Below are 15,267 nucleotides of genomic sequence, written 5' to 3' on the forward strand. Positions count from 1 at the left end.
CCTGGTGTCCGGGGACGTACCGGGGGAAGCGGATCAAGGAGCGCGGTATGGGCAAGGCCCTGATCATCGTCGACGTGCAGAACGACTTCTGCGAAGGCGGGTCACTGGCGGTGGGCGGCGGTGCCGGAGTGGCGGCCGCGATCTCCGAGTACGTCACCGGGCACCGGCCCGGCTACGCGCACATCGTGGCCACCCGCGACCTCCACCTGGACCCCGGCGACCACTTCTCCGACGCTCCGGACTACGTGGACAGCTGGCCGCCGCACTGCGTGATCGGCACGCCCGGCGCGGACTTCCATCCCAACCTGAAGCTGGCCCCGATCGAGGTCGTGTTCAGCAAGGGCCGGGACACCGCCGCCTACAGCGGCTTCGAGGGCCAGGCAGACGACGGGACGCCGCTGGCCGGCTGGCTGCGCGGCAGGCGGGTGGACGCGGTCGACATCGTCGGCATCGCCACCGATCACTGCGTGCGCGCCACCGCCGTGGACGCGGCGCGCGCCGGGCTGCGCACCACGGTCCTGCTCGACCTCACCGCGGCGGTCTCCAAGGACACCGCCGAGCGCGCCCTGGGCCTGCTGCGCGACGAAGGCGTCGAGCTGACCGGCACACCGGTCGTCCAGAACTGACCGGCCGTCCAGAACTGACGCGAGCAGAGGAGGAGTACGTGGCGAACGCACAGCCGGACGTCATCGTGGTCATGGGCGTCTCCGGGAGCGGGAAGACGACCGTGGGCACCAAGGTGGCCGAGCTTCTCGGCTGGGAGTACGCGGACGCCGACGACTTCCACCCGCCCGCCAACATCGAGAAGATGCGCTCCGGGCACCCGCTGAACGACGACGACCGTAAGCCCTGGCTCGAGGCGATCGCCGCCTGGATCCGCGGCCACCTCGAATCGGGGACGTCGGGCGTGGTGTCGTGCTCGGGGCTCAAGCGCAGGTATCGCGACCTGCTGACCGCCGGGCACCCCCAGGTGCGCATCGCCTACCTCGACGGAGACCGCGACCTGATCGCGGGCCGGATGCGGGAACGCGGCGGCCACTTCTTCCAGGTCGAGATGCTGGACAGCCAGTTCCGCGATCTGGAGCCGCCCGCGCCGGACGAGAACGCCCTCTACGTCCCCATCACGGGCACGCCCGACGAAACCGCGGAACTCATCGTCAAGGGCCTGGGCCTGACCCCCCGTTCACCCTGAGGGTCTTGGAGCGACCGAGGGTCAGCGGCGTTTGGCGGCCCATTCGCGGATCTTGGCGATGCGCTTGCGGACGTCGTCGGCGGAGGCCTGCGCGATGGGCGGGCCGCCGCAGCTCTGCCGCAGCTCGGTGTGGATGACGCCGTGCGGCTTGCCGGTGCGGTGGTTCCAGGCGCCGACCAGGCCGTTGAGCTCCTTGCGCAGCGCGGCGATGTCCTCGGCGGTCGTGCGGTCTTCACGGGGGTCGCCGGTCTTGCGCCTGCGCTCGTTGGCGATCTGCTCGGCCTGCCGCTTGCGCAGCAGCGCGGTCACCTGCTCGGGCTCCAGCAGGCCCGGGATGCCGAGGAACTCCTCCTCCTCGGCCGAGCCCGCCTCGGCCTGCATGCCGAACTCGCCGCCGTCGTAGAGCACCCGGTCGAACGTGGCGGACGCCTCGACCGTCTCGAACGGCAGCTCCTCGCCCACGTCCGGGTTGTCCTGCTTGCGGTTGGCCTCGGCGAGCAGCTCGTCGTCGAGCCCGTCCTCGCGGACCGGGCGGTCGAGGACGTGGTCGCGCTCGGTCTCCATCTCGTTGGCGTGGCCCATCAGGGTCGGCACCGACGGCAGGAACACCGACGCGGTCTCGCCGCGCTTGCGGGCTCGCACGAAACGCCCGATCGCCTGCGCGAAGAACAGCGGCGTGCTCGTCGAGGTCGCGTAGACGCCGACCGCCAGCCGCGGGATGTCGACGCCCTCGGAGACCATGCGGACCGCGACCATCCAGCGATCCTCGGACTCGCTGAACCGCTTGATCTTCTTGGACGCGGCCGGGTCGTCGGAGAGCACGATGGTGGCGCCCTGCCCGCAGACCTCACGCAGCATCTTGGCGTAGGCGCGCGCCGACTCGTGGTCGGTCGCGATGACCAGGCCGCCCGCGTCCGGGATGGCCCGGCGCAGCTCGGTGAGGCGCTTGTCGGCGGCGGCCAGCACCTGCTTGATCCAGTTGCCCTTGGGGTCGAGCGCGGCCCGCCAGGCCTGCGCCGTCTGGTCCTGCGTGAGCGGCTCGCCGAGCGTGGCGGCCAGCTCGTCGCCCGCCCGGGTGCGCCAGCGCATCTCGCCGGAGTAGGCCAGGAAGATCACCGGCCGGACGACGCCGTCGGCCAAGGCGGGGCCGTAGCCGTAGGTGTAGTCGGCGCGGCTGCGGCGGACGCCGTCCGGCCCCTCCTCGTACTGGACGAACGGGATCGGGTTGATGTCGGTGCGGAACGGCGTGCCCGACAGCGCCAGCCGCCGGGTGGCCGGCTCGAACGCCTCGCGCACCGCGTCGCCCCAGGACAGCCCGTCGCCCGCGTGGTGCACCTCGTCGAAGATGATCAGTGTCTTGCGGGCCTCGGTGCGGTTGCGGTGCAGCGCCGGCCGCGCGGCCACGGTCGCGTAGGTGACGGCGACGCCGTGGAAGTCCTTGCCGACCCGGCCCTGCGCGTTCTGGAACTCGGGGTCGATCTTGATGCCGACGCGGGCCGCCGACTCGGCCCACTGCCGCTTGAGGTGCTCGGTGGGGCACACCACGGTGATGGCCGCGATGATCCGGCGCTCGAGAAGCTCGCGGGCCAGCCGCAGCGCGAACGTGGTCTTACCGGCGCCGGGCGTCGCGACCGTCAGGAAGTCGCGCGGGCCGGAAGCCTCACCACCCGGTCCGCTCCGCTCACCCGGGGGGCGACCCCCGGAACCCCCGAAATACGCCTCCAGGGCCTGCTGCTGCCAGGCGCGCAGGGACGACGCGGTCCCCCACGCGGCCCGTTCGGGGAAGGCGGGGGGCATGCTCGATGCGGCGAAAGTGCTCACGGTCATCGAAGGCTACCGAGCCCCAACGACAGAACGCGCCCCGACGAGCGCACTGTGCCGACGTTCACTCTGGTGTCGCGGCGCCCGGAACGCGGCCCACGCTGCACGGATACGGCGTCCCTGACCAGGGGTGAACTCGTGCATGCAGTCGTCCCATCCGTAGTTCATGAAGTTGCGCACCGGGTCGGAACCCGGCTGCCGGCAGGTGTCCCTGGACTCCGGGCACGCGTCGGACGCGACCGCCTCGAACGGCGTGTCGGCCACGCCGTCGCCGGGCTCCTCGCAGCCGTTCTCGAACGTGTGGAGGAGCCCCAGCCAGTGTCCGATCTCGTGCACGGCCGTGTATCCCAGATTGAAGTGCTCGTACTCCCCGCCCGGCAGGCTGCGGTAGTCGACCACCACTCCGTCGTTGCGCGGCTGCCTGCGGGCCCCCTGCGGGAACGTGGAGAAGCCCAGCACGTCCGCGCCGACCGAGGCGCTGTAGAGGTTGAGGGTCCACGGCCCGCCCCGCCGCAGCGCCTCCTTCATCTCACGTTCGTACCGCTCGGGTGCGCGGAACCACTTCGCCTTGTCGGTGACGCCATACTTCTTGAGCCAGAACGTGACGCCGGTGTCGGCCCCGCCCTGCCCGCCGCCGTACGCGGCGTTCAGCGTGGCGATCTGCTGCTGGACGGCCGCCTCGGTCAGCCGGCCCCGCTCCCCGTCCGCGACGACATGGAACCGGACCGGCACCATGATCCTCGCGGCCCGCCTGCGGCTGGAGTCGAAGGCGCGTTCATCGACTCCGTACCGCGCCTGCAGGGCCCGATCGAGGTCGGCCAGCATCGACACCACCCGCGCCCGCCCCAGATCCGCACGATCCCGCCCACCCCCACCCCAGCCCCGCCGCATCCCACCCCGACCGCGCGACGCGGCCCCCCAGCTGTGCCGCACGGCACCCCGGCCGCGCCGCATCCCGCCGTGGCCGCCCTGGCCGCCCTGCACGGCGCTCCAGCCGCGCCGCCCGGCGCCCTGCAAGGCACCCTGGCCGCGCTGCACGCCGCCCTGGCCGCGCCGCGACGAGGGGGCGGCGGGCGCGCAGTCTGCTGATCCGGTTGTGGCGGGTTGTTCGGGCAGGCCTCCTGCGGATCGCGTTCTGCCACTGAACGAAACCGGAACGACACACATCGTTACCGACAGCGCGCACACCAAGACCCCGATACCCCGCCCCATGGCTCCCCGTACTGAACGTCGCACCGTCCCCACGGCACGACCCCGACCGAACTCCAGGGGCGAACCGCGCTTGTGACCGCCGGGACCGGCCGATCGGCCGGGCGGCGGTCACAAGATCACGACAGAGTGGTGCCCCGTGCGACGGGCGGTTACTCGTCCTTGCCGCCCTTGCCCGACTGCATGGACTCGTAGATCTCCTTGCACTCAGGGCAGACCGGGAACTTCTTCGGGTCGCGGTTGGGCACCCAGATCTTGCCGCACAGCGCCACCACCGGAGTGCCACTGACGGCGCTCTCAGTGATCTTGGCCTTCTTCACGTAGTGCGCGAACCGCTCGTGATCGCCGTCGCCGTGCGAGAGATCCGGCTTGACATCACTCTGTGTATCGCTCTCAGGAAGAATCTTCGTACTCACAACATCACCTTAGTTGAGCGTCGGGTCCTCGGGAAAAGTCGCGACGAAGGCCAGGTCGCCGCCCTGGCGGCGGAGCACCTCCTGCCACAGGCGGTCGGGATCGCCCGCGAAGACGTCGCCCGCCTCGGCCGGCACGAGGTACCAGGCGCCGTCCTCCACCTCTGACCGGAGCTGGCCAGCCGACCAGCCCGCGTATCCGGCGAACACGCGGAGCTGGAGGAGCTCGGGCGCGAGCAGCCCGGGCGGGGCGTCCAGGTCGACCAGGCCGACCCGCGCCACCGACGCGTCGCCGTCCAGCGCGCGCCACCCGAGCGGCTCGTCCTCGCCCGGCAGCCGGGCCAGCGCGAGCGCGTTGTCGAGCGCCACCGGGCCGCCCTGGAAGACCACGGAGGGCCCGGTCACGAGCTCGGCCCAGGGCGGCAGCACGCGGTCGACGGGAACCTCGGTGGGCCGGTTGAGGACGACTCCGAGCGTGCCGCCTTCGAGGTCGTGCTCGACCACGAGCACCACGCTCCGCTTGAAGTTGGGGTCGTCCAGCTGAGGCGTCGCTACCAGCAGGAGACCCACCCTGATGCCGTCGTCCATGCGTTCCATGATGCGTTGCTCATACCTCCGGCGGCACGCGCCGCCGCTCGTTAACCTGTTACGCATTCCTATCTCTGGGGAAATCGACAGAATACGGGCCTACGTTAAAAAATGATCTAGGAAGCCCCGGGGCGCCCCGGGTGCCGACCGGCGAGCGGAAGGAACTGCGATGCAGTTGCCCAGGGTCGTCATCGCAGCCGTGTTCTTCGTCATCGGGGCGCTGATCGCGATCCCTGCCATCATCAAGACCACCGGGAACTCGAGCGCCTCCACCACCCCGACCACGTCGACGACCACCAGCACGAGCACCGCGACGGCGACCGCCACGGCGACGGCGACGGCGACCACGTCGCCGACCCCGACCCGCACGAGAACGCCGAGCCCGCCTCCGACGACGTCCGCGCCCCCGGCGCAGCCGCTCAGAGCGACCATCGGCATGCCGTCCTGCCCCAGCCGCAAGGTCACCATCACGGTGCGTAACACCGGCTCGCAGCCCGAAGACTACGCGATCGAACGCAACGACGGCGCGGCGTCGATCCCCGGCCGCATCGCGGCCGGGGCGACCCGGGAGAGCGTCATCACGCTGCGCGAGGACCGCAGCACCCGCATCGTGATCACCCGCGTCAACGACACGGTGCTGGTCCGGTCCCGCAAGGCCAACTGCAAGGCCGCCCCGCCGCCGCCCGCCAACCTGCCGGTGACCGGGGCCGACGACACCGTCCTGTGGGCCCGCGCGGTCACCGGCGGCGCCGCGATGATCACCGGGATCATCATCTTCTGGTACGGCGGCATCTGGCCCCGCCGCCGCGCGCAGCTCTTCGACAAGAACTGACCGCCGCCTCGGGGCCTGTGATCAGGCCCCGAGGCGATGATCAGGCTCGTGGCCGGTCGCTCAGGCCTCGGTGCGGGGACGGCCGCCCGCCGCCTCGCGGACGGCGCCCGCGACGCGCGTGCTCACGTCCGGGTGGAAGACGCTCGGCACGATGTAGTTGGGCCCGAGCTCGGCATCGGTCACCACTTCGGCGAGGGCCTTGGCGGCGGCCAGCAGCATCTCCTGGGTGACGCCGTCCGCCTGCGCGTCGAGCAGGCCGCGGAAGACGCCCGGGAAGGCCAGCACGTTGTTGATCTGGTTGGGGTAGTCGCTGCGGCCGGTGGCGACCACGGCGGCGTGCTCGCGCGCCTCATCCGGCGAGACCTCGGGCTCGGGGTTGGCGAGCGCGAAGACGATCGCGTCGTCCTTCATCGTGGCGATGTCGTCGCCGGTGAGGATGTTGGGCGCGGAGACCCCGACGAACACGTCGGCGTCCTTGACGGCGCCCTTGAGGTCGCCCGCGTAGCCCTCGGCGTTGGTGTTCTCGGCGATCCAGCGCAGCGAGCTGTCGAGGTCCTCGCGGCCCAGGTGGACCGCGCCGTGGAAGTCGCAGACGACCACGTTGCGGGCACCCGCGTGCAGGAGCAGCCGCAGGATGGCGCTGCCCGCCGCGCCCGCCCCGGACATGGCGATGCGGACGTCGCCGATGTCCTTGCCGACCACGCGCAGCGCGTTGGTCAGCGCGGCGAGCACGCAGATGGCGGTGCCGTGCTGGTCGTCGTGGAACACCGGGATGTCGAGCAGGTCGCGCAGCCGGGCCTCGACCTCGAAGCAGCGCGGCGCCGAGATGTCTTCAAGGTTGATGCCGCCGAACGCCGGCGCGAGGATCTGGACGGTGCGGACGATCTCGTCGGTGTCCTGGGTGTCGAGGCAGATCGGCCAGGCGTCGATGCCGGCGAAGCGCTTGAACAGCGCGGCCTTACCCTCCATGACCGGCAGCGCCGCCTCCGGGCCGATGTTGCCGAGGCCCAGCACGGCCGAGCCGTCGGTCACCACGGCGACGCTGTTGCGCTTGATGGTCAGCCGCCGGACGTCCTCGGGATTGCGGGCGATCGCCAGCGAGACCCGGGCGACGCCGGGCGTGTAGGCCATGGACAGCTCGTCGCGGTTGCGCAGCGGCACCTTCGACATCATCTCGATCTTGCCGCCGAGGTGCATGAGGAAGGTCCGGTCGCTGACCTTGTGGATGCTGATGTCGTCGATCGTCTCGAGCGCCGCGGAGATCGCCTCGGCGTGCTCGGTGTCGCGGGTCGCGATCGTGACGTCGATGCGCAGCGTCTCGTGCCCGGCCGTGTTGACGTCGAGCGCCGTGACGATGCCGCCGGCGTTCTCGACGACATGGGTGATCTGGCTGACGGCCTTGCCGCCCGCCGGAACCTCCAGCCGGACGGTGATGGAGTACGACACGCTGGGCACGCTCGCCACGTCACTAGCTCCCTTTGCTACGACCTGTATGGGGGCCGCCGCCCGGCCTCTCCGGACGGCTCAGACCGACCGGGCCGCGGCGGTGATCAGGTCCACGACGGCGGGCTCGGGAAGCCTCGTGCTGTCGATCACGAGGTGGTAGAGCCGCGGATCGGCGGGATCGGCCCCGTAGAAGTGCTTCACGTAGGCCGCCCGGGCGCGGTCATTGTCATCGAGCATACGCTCCAGATCGCGCTGGGACGTCCCGCTCCGGGCCGTTCCCCCCGCCTTTGGAGGTTCAGCCGAAGCCAGGACCTCGCTCCGGGCCCGCACGAGACGCCGCTGCTTGGGCGCGTCGAGCCGTACGTGCAGGGCGTCCGCCCGGTCCTTGAGCACCACCGCGCCGGCCCGGCCCAGGAGCACGCCGCCCCCCGCCTCCGCCGCCCTGGTCATCACCTGCTCGGTGCGCAGGACGAACTCCTCCTCCGGCAGGATCGTGCGGTCGGGCAGGTAGACGTCCATGCCGCCGAGCGTGACGTTCGGCAGCCGCGCCGCACCCGCCAGGATCCGGCCGATCCCGCTCTCGGCCCGATCGTCGTGCGCCAGCGCCTCCTCCAGCGTGCAGCCGATCTCGGCCGCCACCGTGGCCGGGATCGCCCGATCGACGAACGGCAACCCCAGCCGCTCCGCGACCGCGGGCCCGATCGACCCGCCCCCGGCGCCGAAAGTCGCCGAAATCGTCACCACCCGTGCACTCACACACCACTAATGCCCGTTTTATTGGCTTTTACGACCTCGTCGGCCTCGCCTAGCGACTCACCCGCCGAACCGCAAAAGCGGGCGAACGCGCCATCGCTTCGCGATCTCTCGTGAAGCCTCGCCTTCGGCTGGCTTCACGACCCGTTAGCGCGTTCGCGTGCGGGCTGGGCCTGATGGGTGGAATGGCCGAGCGGCGGCGGCTCGGCCTCAAGCCACCGGTGGGCGGAGCGGCGCGGCCTTGGCGGGGGTCCCGGCGGCACGCCCCGCCGGGATCCGCAGGCGTTGTGGGGTCGTCCGTCAGAAGAGGGCGGATTGGAGGGCTCGGCGGGCCTTGCTGATGCGGGGGTCGTCGGACGGGAGGATCTCGAAGAGCTTGAGCAGGTGCTTGCGGGCGGCGTCGCGGTCGTCGCCGGCGGTGCGGCGGACCGTGGCGATCAGCCGGTCGAAGGCGGCCTCGACCCGGCCCGTGACGACCTCGACGTCGGCGGCGCGGGTCTGGGCGGGCACGTCGGCCGGGTCGGCGTCCGCCTCGGCGATGGCCTTCTGCGCGTCGATGTCGCCGATGCGGCGGCCCAGCTCGATGCGGGCCAGGCCGGTCTTGGCGTACTCGTCGCGGGGGTCGGTGTCGAGGATCCGCTGGAACGCGGCGGCGGCGCCGTCGAGGTCGCCGTTGTTGAGCGCCTCCTCGGCGGCCCCGTACACCGGGTCGACGTCGGGCTGCGGCGGGGCCTCAGGGATCTCCTCGCCCTCGGGCGCGTCGGGCAGGATGCCCTCCTGCCGCAGGGCCTCGAAGAGCTGGTCGATCGCCTGCCGGACCTGCGGCTCGGGCGCGGCGCCGTTGAGGAACGGCATGAGCTGCCCGGACACCACGACCGCCACGAACGGGATCCCGCGGATGCCCATCTGCTGCATGTAGGCGCCGAGCTGCGGGTTGGCGTCGATGTCGACCTTGGCCAGCACCCACTTGCCCGCGGCCTCGGTGGCGAGCTTCTCCAGGATGGGGCCCAACTGCTTGCACGGCCCGCACCATTCGGCCCAGAAGTCGACCAGCACCGGAACGGTGCGCGACCGTTCGACAACCTCGGTGTTGAAGGTCTGGTCGGTGACGTCCACGACGGAGGTGCCGCCGACCGGCGGGGCGCCCGGAGAGGCCGCCGCGGCCTGGCGCTCCTGCTGCTTCTTCACGGCAGCCTGGCGGGCTCCCAGATCGACGGCTCCGTACAACGAAAAGTCCCGAGACGACATGGCTCCATCCTGCCTCATGCCGGGCCGCGACCGTACTCCCGTCCGCTCCCAGCGGAGCGCGAGCCGTCCGGCGGCGCTTCCGGGCAGACCCGGAACATTCCCTCGAATCGGCTCCGCACCGGGCGGGCAAAGGATCGGGGCCTTAGCAAAAAGACCGCTGACAGCGATCACCAAGCGTGGTTATAGTCGCGATGTCGATGCGTACTGCGACGGCAAAAGGGGGTGCTGTCCCGAGCCCGGACAAGGGTGATCGGACAGCCGGGGCGAACACCGCGTGACCGGGGAAAGTCACCATCGTTCGTCCATCGCCGGCCGGATGACGCTTGACGAACAATGGGGGGTAACAGTGATCGCGGAGCATCCCGCGATCGTGGCCCGTGGGATGGGTGTCCGCCGCGGGGGGCGGTGGCTCCTACGCCCGGTGGCCTTCGGTGTCTCCGAAGGCGTGGTCGGCCTGGCCGGTCCACCTGGCGTCGGTAAATCCACCCTGCTTGCCACGTTCGCGACATTGCGTCGGCCGCACGCCGGCGCGCTCGAGATTCTCGGATATGACATCGGAAATTCCGCCGACCTGCGTACGGTACGGGCCCGAATCGGGTACCTGCCGGGCAATTTCGCCCGGGCGGACAACCTGACGGTCGGGGAGTTCGTCTCCTATGCGGCCTATTACAAGCGCGTCCGTTCCGACGCGACGCGTTCGATATTGAAGCGGCTCGATCTCCTCGAATCCGAATCGACCGAGATGAGCCTGGTGCCACCGGACGTCCGGCTGCGGGCCGGGCTGGCGGCGACGTGCGTGCACGAGCCGGAACTGGTGGTGCTCGACGATCCGCTGCACGGGATGGACGCCGTCGAGGCGAGCGAACTGGTCCCCCTCATCGGCGCCCTGGCGCCGACGGTGCTGGTGTCGGCGTCGACGACGCAGGCGCTCAGCACATGGTGCGACCGCGTCTTCACACTCGCCCGCGGCAGGCTGTCCGAGCCCGCCGCCCGGCCAACGCTCGTACGGCCCGCAGAAAGGCGGGCAGAGGTTGCCGTGGGAGCGCGGATCCCCGAATTCGCGACGCCCGGCCCGCACCGCGAGCGCGCGGCGCTGAGTGGGGGGCCAGCCGAAGGCGATGCCCCCCGGGAAGATCGCGAAGCGATGTCGCGGTCGCCGCTTTCGTGGTTCGGGGTTGAGCCGCCAGGCGAGACCTCGAGGCCACTAAAGCTATTAAACACAGCCGGTGTCTGATCTCGGGCGGGTGCTCCGCGTGGAGGCCCGCCGGACGGCGCTGCTCGTCGCGGTGCCGTCGCTCACGGCCGTCGGGGTGGTGACGGCGTGGTTGTCGCTGGTGCCCGACATCGCCTACTGGGACAACTCGGTGGTCGCGCTGGTCAACACGGTGCTGATCCTCGGTCCGCTGGCGGCCGGGCTGGCGGCCTGGGCCTCGGTGCGCGAGCGCCGCCTCGACTACCTGCGCGATCTCACTCCCCGATCCCCCGCGACCGGGCCGCTGGTGGACATGGTGCTGCTGTCCGCGGCCGCGCTGGCCGCCTACGGCGCGGTCGCCGCCGTGGTCGCCGTCCACACGGCGCTCCGCGAGCAGGCGGGCGAGGCGCATGCGGTGGGGATCCTGGCGGGCGCGACGACGCTGGTCATGCACGTGGTCATCGGCTATCTGGCCGGCCGGCTCGTGCCGCGCCTCGCGACCGCCGTCGTGGTGGTCGTGGCGACGTTCCTCTGGGCGGCCGTGCGGCTGCCGAGCACCTCCTGGTGGAGCCTGCTGCCGCCGGCTGCGCTCAACCAGGTGGAGCTGTTCATGGGGCTGCGCCCCCGGGTGCTGGCCGATGAGGCGCTCTGGTCGGCGGGGCTGACCGCCGCGATGGTCCTCGCGTACGTGTGGTGGCTCAACCGGCGGTTCTGGACGATCGTGCCGCTGCTGGCGGCGCTCTCCCTGATGGCCCTGGCGACCGTGCGGCTGGAGTCGTCGGACGGGCGCGCCGTGGCCCCGGTGGCGGTCGAGGCGTCCTGCCGCGAGTGGCCGATCACGATCTGCGTGCATCCGGCGCTGCGCGACGCGCTGCCCGCGCTGATGACCGCCGCGACGCCGCTGGCCGCCCGGGTGAACGGGACGCCCGGCGCGTTCACGAGGATCGAGCAGCGGCCCGGAACGGCGCCGGCCGGGGTGGCGCGGGGCGTCGCCGCCGTCCATCTCGACGATCTGTCGCCCGGCTACGAGGCGCGGGTCGCCGAGGAGATCCGGGACGGGCTGGTGGACGCGCGGTCCTGCGCGGCCCAGCGGCGCCCGGCGGCGGAGTACCGGGCCATGGTCGACGCCTGGCTGCTGGGCACCGAGCCGCCGGCCATCGCCGACGTGCGGGCCGCCCGCGCGTTCGGCGGCTGGACCGAGCAGCGCCGCCGCGCCTGGCTGCGGGCCAACTTCGCCGCGTACCACCGCTGCGCGCTCACCGCGCGCGCCTTCCGCTGAGCACGGCCGGACGTGGCGGGCCCGGGAGTATCCCCTGCATGACCACGACGGAACCCCCCAGATCCGCCGTGGTCATGCAGAAGCCTTATTGCGCGGCAGCCACCGGCTGCCTGGTCCAGTTGCGCTCCACGAAGTAGGGAGCGACCGGGAGGACGGACGCGATCAGCGCGAGCACCGTGCGCTTGACGTCCCAGCCGAGCGGCCCGCGGACCATGAAGACCAGGGCCACGAACGCGATGAACAGGACCCCGTGGATCGGCCCCATGATCTGCACGCCCGCCTCGAACTCCGACGTGCGCTTGAGCACGGAGCAGAGCAGGAGGACCAGGAAGGAGGTCGCCTCGGCGATCGAGACGTACCGGAAGATGCGCACGGTGTCCACGATCGACCAACGTACCGTCACCTCGGCGAGGTTTCCGACAGGGGCATGACCCTGATCACATGTCCGCGGACACGACCGGCACCGCGAGGGAAGGTGAGGAGGGGTCGATGCCGGGAATGCCCCGTACATGGCCCGATCTGAACGCGAAACAGCAAAGGCCCCCGATAAAGAGACCAAGCCCGAGCCGACCCCGGCCGCCCCGGCCCCCGCGCCCGCGACCCGTCGCGGTGGCGGCGGGCTGCGTGTCTCGCTCCTCCTGATCGTCGCGACCATCGCGCTGGTGCTGCTCGCGCAGCAGACGCTGCGGTTGCTGCCCGACTGGATCAACCCGTTCGACGAGAAGCCCAAGGACCGCAGCGGACCGGTGCTGCTGCAGTCGATCCGCGACCTGTCCCGGTACGAGGCGGCCAGCGGCAACTTCCAGGTCATCGTGGACCTGGAGAAGGACGCCAAGTTCCTGCCGAGCGCGGTGCGCGGCTCGCGGACGCTCTTCGTCGGGCACGGCACGGTCGACGCCTACGTCGACTTCGGCAAGATCGCCGACGGCGCGATCACCGTGAACGCCGATCGCACCGCCGTGACCGTGCGGCTGCCGAAGGCGCAGCTCGAACCGACCAACCTCGACACCCAGAAGAGCTATGTCTTCTCCGCACAGCGGGGCCTGATCAACCGCTTCGGGGACTTCTTCGGCAACAACCCCAACAACCAGCAGCAGCTCTACGTGCTGGCGGCCCAGAAGATCCAGACCGCCGCCAACGAGAGCGGCCTGCCCGCCCGCGCCGATCAGAACACCAAGCAGATGATGGAGCAGCTCCTCAAATCCCTGGGATTCAAGACCGTCAAGGTGGAACCCGCCACCCAGTGACACCCCTTCTACGGCACGCGGAGGATCAGGGCATCTCCCTGGCCTCCGCCGCCGCAGAGGCCGGCGGCACCGACGCCGCCGCCGCGGCGCTTCAGCTCGTATGCCAGGTGCAGGACGATCCGGGCGCCGGACATGCCGACCGGGTGGCCGAGCGCGATCGCGCCGCCGTTGACGTTGATCTTGTCCGGGCCGACGCCGAGGTCCTTCATCGACTGGAGCCCGACCGACGCGAACGCCTCGTTGATCTCGATGAGGTCCAGATCGTCCACGCCGAGGCCCGCCTTGCCGAGGGCGTGCTTGATCGCGTTGGACGGCTGTGACTGGAGGGAGTTGTCAGGGCCCGCGACGTTGCCGTGCGCGCCGATCTCGGCCAGCCAGGTGAGGCCGAGCTCCTCGGCCTTGCGCTTGGACATCACGACGACCGCGGCGGCGCCGTCGGAGATCTGCGAGGACGAGCCGGCGGTGATCGTGCCGTCCTTGGCGAACGCGGGCCGCAGCCTGGCGAGCGACTCGGCGGTGGTGTCGCCGCGGACGCCCTCGTCGGTGTCGAAGACGATCGGGTCGCCCTTGCGCTGCGGGATCTCGACGGGGGCGATCTCGTCCGCGAGGACGCCGTTCTTGATCGCCTCGGCGGCGCGCTGGTGGGAGCGGGCCGAGAACTCGTCCTGGTCCTCGCGGGAGATGCCGAGCCTGGCGTTGTGACGCTCGGTGGACCCGCCCATCGAGTCGCCCTCGAAGGCGTCGGTCAGCGCGTCGAGGGCCATGTGGTCGAGGACCTCGACCGAGCCGTACTTGTAGCCGCCGCGCGACTTGGGCAGCAGGTGCGGCGCCTGGGTCATCGACTCCATGCCGCCCGCCACGACGATGTCGAACTCGCCCGCGCGGATCAGCTGGTCGGCGAGCGCGATCGCGTCCAGGCCCGACAGGCAGACCTTGTTGATGGTGATCGACGGGACGCTCATCGGGATGCCGGCCTTGACCGCGGCCTGGCGGGACGGGATCTGCCCGGCGCCGGCCTGGAGCACCTGCCCCATGATCACGTACTCGACCTGGTCGCCGGCGATCCCCGCGCGCCCCAGCGCGTGCCGGATGGCGTGGGCACCGAGGTCGGCGGCCGGGAAGTCCTTGAGCGAGCCGAGCAGGCGGCCGATCGGCGTACGGGCTCCGGCGACGATCACGGACGGGTTCGTGCTCATAAGAGGGGGCCTCCACATGGGTCCGGCGGCGACGTTTGTCACGATACCCAGGACGAGCCGAACCCCATTCCACCGCCTCGACGGGAAGACCACCATGCTGACGCGCATCGACCACATCGGCATCGCCTGCCACGACCTGGAGGCGACCGTGGAGTTCTACCGGGAGACCTACGGCTTCACCGACGTGCACTACGAGGTGAACGAGGAGCAGGGCGTGCGCGAGGCCATGCTCAAGATCAACGAGACGGGGGACGGCGCGGCCAGCTACATCCAGCTGCTCACCCCGATCCGGGACGACTCGACGGTCGCCAAGTGGCTGGCCAAGAACGGCGAGGGCGTGCACCACGTCGCGTTCGGCACCGACGGCGACGTCCAGGACGAGGCGGACGGCATCGCCGGCAAGGGCGTGCGGGTGCTGTACGAGGAGCCGCGGCGGGGTTCGATGGGCTCCCGGATCACCTTCCTGCACCCGAAGGACTGCCATGGCGTGTTGACGGAGCTCGTCGAGAAGCCGTAAGGGGGCTGTGACGGCCTGCGAGATCCCCCAGGTCGCCTGGTGATCTTGTAAACGGGGGATCTTCGTGGAATCTCGCAGATTGTGACGTGTTTGAAATCACACCCCCGTTTCGCGCGTCCCGCACCCGCCGCTCTGTAGCCGTTCCTGCGCGAATGGTGGTTTTGCGGGCGACACACCCGCGTACCTGGGATGTCGCGGAGCTGATCCGCAAAAGCGACAAAACACGCAGTGCGTCAAGATGAGCCCCCAACACGGCAGCGGCCGGAGTACGCTTCATTCGCCGGAAGAGGTCTGGGGCCGCGCGCCCGTACAAGCCAGGCGATCAACCGGTCCC

18 protein-coding genes are annotated in these 15,267 nt (G+C 70.9%); 8 read left to right on the plus strand and 10 right to left on the minus strand.

The window, feature by feature from the left end:
- The first annotated feature begins 47 nt into the window (after positions 1 to 47).
- Positions 48 to 626, plus strand: coding sequence for an isochorismatase family protein (locus ACGFNU_RS22910; RefSeq protein ID WP_392596594.1), 579 nt, complete (start codon positions 48 to 50; stop codon positions 624 to 626).
- Positions 627 to 664: 38 nt separating this feature from the next.
- Positions 665 to 1,192: a gluconokinase gene (locus ACGFNU_RS22915; RefSeq protein ID WP_392596596.1), complete on the plus strand. Its 528-nt coding sequence runs from the start codon at positions 665 to 667 to the stop codon at positions 1,190 to 1,192.
- Between the two features lie 21 nt (positions 1,193 to 1,213).
- Here the strand turns inward: ACGFNU_RS22915 and ACGFNU_RS22920 are convergent, their stop codons facing one another.
- Positions 1,214 to 2,989 (minus strand): DEAD/DEAH box helicase, encoded by a 1,776-nt coding sequence (locus tag ACGFNU_RS22920; protein ID WP_392597730.1) that lies wholly within the window; start codon positions 2,987 to 2,989, stop codon positions 1,214 to 1,216.
- Between the two features lie 36 nt (positions 2,990 to 3,025).
- The gene (locus ACGFNU_RS22925) at positions 3,026 to 3,838 is read right to left on the minus strand and encodes a zinc metalloprotease (RefSeq protein WP_392596597.1); all 813 of its coding nucleotides are present in this window, start codon (positions 3,836 to 3,838) and stop codon (positions 3,026 to 3,028) included.
- A gap of 99 nt (positions 3,839 to 3,937) precedes the next feature.
- Between ACGFNU_RS22925 and ACGFNU_RS22930 the strand changes: the two genes are divergently transcribed.
- Positions 3,938 to 4,102 (plus strand): hypothetical protein, encoded by a 165-nt coding sequence (locus ACGFNU_RS22930; RefSeq protein ID WP_392596599.1) that lies wholly within the window; start codon positions 3,938 to 3,940, stop codon positions 4,100 to 4,102.
- A 272-nt stretch (positions 4,103 to 4,374) separates the two neighbouring features.
- Here ACGFNU_RS22930 and ACGFNU_RS22935 read toward each other — a convergent pair whose 3' ends face one another.
- The 3 genes from ACGFNU_RS22935 to ACGFNU_RS22945 all read right to left on the minus strand — a co-directional run bounded on the left by ACGFNU_RS22935 (position 4,375) and on the right by ACGFNU_RS22945 (position 5,661).
- Positions 4,375 to 4,638, minus strand: a complete 264-nt coding sequence (locus tag ACGFNU_RS22935) for a DUF3039 domain-containing protein (protein WP_392596601.1) — start codon at positions 4,636 to 4,638, stop codon at positions 4,375 to 4,377.
- Positions 4,639 to 4,647: 9 nt separating this feature from the next.
- Positions 4,648 to 5,223, minus strand: coding sequence for a YqgE/AlgH family protein (locus ACGFNU_RS22940; protein WP_392596603.1), 576 nt, complete (start codon positions 5,221 to 5,223; stop codon positions 4,648 to 4,650).
- Positions 5,224 to 5,322: 99 nt separating this feature from the next.
- A complete protein-coding gene (locus tag ACGFNU_RS22945; RefSeq protein WP_392596605.1) occupies positions 5,323 to 5,661 on the minus strand; it encodes a hypothetical protein in 339 nt (112 codons plus the stop codon).
- Between ACGFNU_RS22945 and ACGFNU_RS22950 the strand changes: the two genes are divergently transcribed.
- Positions 5,660 to 6,055 carry a hypothetical protein gene (locus ACGFNU_RS22950; RefSeq protein ID WP_392596607.1) on the plus strand — a complete coding sequence of 132 codons (396 nt, stop codon included), beginning with the start codon at positions 5,660 to 5,662 and terminating at the stop codon, positions 6,053 to 6,055. The two genes, ACGFNU_RS22945 and ACGFNU_RS22950, sit on opposite strands and share 2 nt — an antisense overlap.
- 60 nt (positions 6,056 to 6,115) lie before the next feature.
- On the opposite strand, the gene ACGFNU_RS22955 is transcribed toward ACGFNU_RS22950, so the two are convergent.
- The 3 genes from ACGFNU_RS22955 to ACGFNU_RS22965 form a co-directional block, all read right to left on the minus strand.
- Positions 6,116 to 7,519, minus strand: a complete 1,404-nt coding sequence (locus tag ACGFNU_RS22955; protein ID WP_392596609.1) for an NAD-dependent malic enzyme — start codon at positions 7,517 to 7,519, stop codon at positions 6,116 to 6,118.
- Between the two features lie 60 nt (positions 7,520 to 7,579).
- Complete coding sequence (locus tag ACGFNU_RS22960) at positions 7,580 to 8,245, minus strand: AAA family ATPase (RefSeq protein ID WP_392596611.1); 666 nt, start codon at positions 8,243 to 8,245, stop codon at positions 7,580 to 7,582.
- A gap of 309 nt (positions 8,246 to 8,554) precedes the next feature.
- Entirely contained in the window at positions 8,555 to 9,502 is a 948-nt protein-coding gene (locus ACGFNU_RS22965) for a tetratricopeptide repeat protein (RefSeq protein WP_392596612.1), read from the minus strand.
- A 421-nt stretch (positions 9,503 to 9,923) separates the two neighbouring features.
- Here ACGFNU_RS22965 and ACGFNU_RS22970 point away from each other — a divergent pair, with 421 nt between their 5' ends.
- Together ACGFNU_RS22970 and ACGFNU_RS22975 are read left to right on the plus strand one after the other, a co-directional pair.
- Positions 9,924 to 10,736 carry an ATP-binding cassette domain-containing protein gene (locus tag ACGFNU_RS22970; protein WP_392596614.1) on the plus strand — a complete coding sequence of 271 codons (813 nt, stop codon included), beginning with the start codon at positions 9,924 to 9,926 and terminating at the stop codon, positions 10,734 to 10,736.
- Positions 10,729 to 11,973 carry a hypothetical protein gene (locus tag ACGFNU_RS22975; RefSeq protein ID WP_392596616.1) on the plus strand — a complete coding sequence of 415 codons (1,245 nt, stop codon included), beginning with the start codon at positions 10,729 to 10,731 and terminating at the stop codon, positions 11,971 to 11,973. Before ACGFNU_RS22970 ends, ACGFNU_RS22975 begins: the two co-directional genes overlap by 8 nt.
- Positions 11,974 to 12,058: 85 nt before the next feature.
- Here the strand turns inward: ACGFNU_RS22975 and ACGFNU_RS22980 are convergent, their stop codons facing one another.
- Entirely contained in the window at positions 12,059 to 12,376 is a 318-nt protein-coding gene (locus ACGFNU_RS22980) for a DUF3817 domain-containing protein (protein WP_392596618.1), read from the minus strand.
- Positions 12,377 to 12,482: 106 nt separating this feature from the next.
- On the opposite strand from ACGFNU_RS22980, the gene ACGFNU_RS22985 reads away from it, so the two are divergent.
- Positions 12,483 to 13,220, plus strand: coding sequence for a DUF4230 domain-containing protein (locus tag ACGFNU_RS22985; RefSeq protein ID WP_392596620.1), 738 nt, complete (start codon positions 12,483 to 12,485; stop codon positions 13,218 to 13,220).
- An 8-nt stretch (positions 13,221 to 13,228) separates the two neighbouring features.
- Here ACGFNU_RS22985 and ACGFNU_RS22990 read toward each other — a convergent pair whose 3' ends face one another.
- The gene (locus tag ACGFNU_RS22990; protein ID WP_392596622.1) at positions 13,229 to 14,416 is read right to left on the minus strand and encodes an acetyl-CoA C-acetyltransferase; all 1,188 of its coding nucleotides are present in this window, start codon (positions 14,414 to 14,416) and stop codon (positions 13,229 to 13,231) included.
- A 94-nt stretch (positions 14,417 to 14,510) separates the two neighbouring features.
- Here ACGFNU_RS22990 and mce point away from each other — a divergent pair, with 94 nt between their 5' ends.
- Positions 14,511 to 14,933 (plus strand): methylmalonyl-CoA epimerase, encoded by a 423-nt coding sequence (mce, locus tag ACGFNU_RS22995; RefSeq protein ID WP_392596624.1) that lies wholly within the window; start codon positions 14,511 to 14,513, stop codon positions 14,931 to 14,933.
- The last annotated feature ends 334 nt before the right edge of the window (positions 14,934 to 15,267 follow it).

This window comes from Spirillospora sp. NPDC048911 (assembly GCF_043198015.1).
Lineage (GTDB): Bacteria > Actinomycetota > Actinomycetes > Streptosporangiales > Streptosporangiaceae > Spirillospora.

What these genes read in the sequence shown, in the direction of transcription:
- mce (WP_392596624.1), top strand. Translation starts at nt 14,511, where the DNA reads ATGCTGACGCGCATCGACCACATCGGCATCGCCTGCCACGACCTGGAG.
- ACGFNU_RS22950 (WP_392596607.1), top strand. Translation starts at nt 5,660, where the DNA reads ATGCCGTCCTGCCCCAGCCGCAAGGTCACCATCACGGTGCGTAACACC.
- ACGFNU_RS22945 (WP_392596605.1), bottom strand. Translation starts at nt 5,661, where the DNA reads ATGCCGATGGTCGCTCTGAGCGGCTGCGCCGGGGGCGCGGACGTCGTC.
- ACGFNU_RS22965 (WP_392596612.1), bottom strand. Translation starts at nt 9,502, where the DNA reads ATGTCGTCTCGGGACTTTTCGTTGTACGGAGCCGTCGATCTGGGAGCC.
- ACGFNU_RS22925 (WP_392596597.1), bottom strand. Translation starts at nt 3,838, where the DNA reads ATGCTGGCCGACCTCGATCGGGCCCTGCAGGCGCGGTACGGAGTCGAT.
- ACGFNU_RS22940 (WP_392596603.1), bottom strand. Translation starts at nt 5,223, where the DNA reads ATGGACGACGGCATCAGGGTGGGTCTCCTGCTGGTAGCGACGCCTCAG.
- ACGFNU_RS22920 (WP_392597730.1), bottom strand. Translation starts at nt 2,989, where the DNA reads ATGCCCCCCGCCTTCCCCGAACGGGCCGCGTGGGGGACCGCGTCGTCC.
- ACGFNU_RS22985 (WP_392596620.1), top strand. Translation starts at nt 12,483, where the DNA reads ATGGCCCGATCTGAACGCGAAACAGCAAAGGCCCCCGATAAAGAGACC.
- ACGFNU_RS22910 (WP_392596594.1), top strand. Translation starts at nt 48, where the DNA reads ATGGGCAAGGCCCTGATCATCGTCGACGTGCAGAACGACTTCTGCGAA.
- ACGFNU_RS22990 (WP_392596622.1), bottom strand. Translation starts at nt 14,416, where the DNA reads ATGAGCACGAACCCGTCCGTGATCGTCGCCGGAGCCCGTACGCCGATC.